3 protein-coding genes and 1 pseudogene are annotated in these 1,517 nt (G+C 42.8%); all 4 read left to right on the plus strand.

Features of this window, described 5'->3' with window-relative positions:
- Window positions 1–28 precede the first annotated feature (28 nt).
- Window positions 29–232: pseudogene (locus AB5Y85_RS15580) on the plus strand (integrase core domain-containing protein); the annotation flags it as partial.
- A gap of 45 nt (window positions 233–277) precedes the next feature.
- Complete coding sequence (locus AB5Y85_RS15585; protein ID WP_257688115.1) at window positions 278–955, plus strand: DUF6402 family protein; 678 nt, start codon at window positions 278–280, stop codon at window positions 953–955.
- 11 nt (window positions 956–966) lie between these two features.
- Window positions 967–1,188, plus strand: a complete 222-nt coding sequence (locus AB5Y85_RS15590) for a DUF6201 family protein (RefSeq protein ID WP_368221734.1) — start codon at window positions 967–969, stop codon at window positions 1,186–1,188.
- Between the two features lie 19 nt (window positions 1,189–1,207).
- The gene (locus AB5Y85_RS15595; RefSeq protein WP_368221730.1) at window positions 1,208–1,378 is read left to right on the plus strand and encodes a DUF6201 family protein; all 171 of its coding nucleotides are present in this window, start codon (window positions 1,208–1,210) and stop codon (window positions 1,376–1,378) included.
- The last annotated feature ends 139 nt before the right edge of the window (window positions 1,379–1,517 follow it).

Raw genomic sequence — 1,517 nt, forward strand, 5'->3', positions numbered from 1 at the left:
AGCGCGAGCCTGTTGACATAGGAGCGTCAACGCCCCGATGGAACGGTTGTTCAGAAGCCTGAAGTCAGAGTGGCTCCCGGCTATGGGATATATGAGCTTGCGAGAAGCGAAACGAGATATCAGTTATTACCTGATGGATTACTACAACTGGCGGCGTCCACATCACCACAATGACGGGATACCGCCAGCAAAAGCCGAAGAACGGCCTAACCAAGTGTCCGGATTTAGTTGACCACTACACAGTGCAAATACGAAGGGGCAAGATGTAAAGGTTGATATATTCAATCTTGATCAGATCCCCGATGCCATGGAAAAGATGGGATGGAAGGTTGCACCTCAGCTCATGCGTCATTGGCTCAGTTTAAAGCCAGCGTACAAGTTCACAGAAGAAACCAAAAGAGCACTTCTACGTAGTGATGCGAGAACAATCCCTAATGACAGATTCAATGACACTATTGTCAAAATGGCGTGGGCAAGACCTTTTATAAAGGAAAAACTGCAGGAAAGAATGCTTAGTTGGAGCTCGCCTGCTGGTATTAATGAATTGCGTAATAAATTAAAGGCGGCAGGATACTCTCCAAATATGTGCATACCATTAGGTATGAGTGACAGTGCTCAAGTGTTGGATGCCACTGCACACGTTAACACGATTAGCGTTGGTGTATATCTCAAAGATACATATGATTTTGTGGATGGCAATAAGATAACAACTGAGCCATTGGGGATATGGAGTAAAAATCGTGTGTTAACTAAAGCTGAAAGTGCTACCTCCTTATCATCATATGGTGCAGGTTTATATGGGATGTTAGCTCGAAAATGGAGCGGATTTGTTCCTGTATTTAATCGCGACTTCCGTGATTGGCAAGATAAACATAATTCGGGAGGGGATTTTATAGTATTTTCAGATGTGCTTTGGTTACATCCTCTCCCAAATCAGAGAGTTATATCTTTATGAAGAAGCTGGCTATGTTTTTGGTGTTGATATTCGTGGCATATTGGTTGCTGTTAGCACACGTATCATGGGACATCTTTGACAAGACTCCATCTGTTAGTGTGGTGTCAAAAGATGGTCAGTACAAAGTGTTCTTAAAAGCAGTATATCCAGTAAACCCAATTGGCATATATTGTCAGCTCACTACAGAATCGCCAATATTTTTGAATTGTATGATGCCAAGGGAGATTATGTAGGCCAATTGTCTCCCTTTGTATGCTATGGGGATGGCGAGATGTTCCATATCGATTCCCTGGGGAAGAATTTACCTCCGATGTTGATAGCTTCGTTGTTTTTGATGACGAATATAATGGTGAGTTAAACATAAGCACCAAGCACAAAAAGTGGTGGAGCATGATCCTGTCTCCATTTCATTCAAGGGGATGAATTGCTAGTGGGCTCCGTGTATGAAAACTAAAATAAAGAATTTTGTGTACAGATCTAGTTATCACCTGACACCGGCCTCAAACCGGTGTCTTGTTTACGCGACTTTAGAGCGCACTTCTTTCGGTATCAATTTCAGACC

It is taken from the genome of Aeromonas sp. R3-1 (assembly GCF_040908345.1).
Classification (GTDB): domain Bacteria; phylum Pseudomonadota; class Gammaproteobacteria; order Enterobacterales; family Aeromonadaceae; genus Aeromonas; species Aeromonas veronii.

Coding starts and splice junctions, on each gene's coding strand:
- AB5Y85_RS15590 (WP_368221734.1), top strand. CDS start 967: ATGTTTTTGGTGTTGATATTCGTGGCATATTGGTTGCTGTTAGCACAC.
- AB5Y85_RS15595 (WP_368221730.1), top strand. CDS start 1,208: ATGCTATGGGGATGGCGAGATGTTCCATATCGATTCCCTGGGGAAGAA.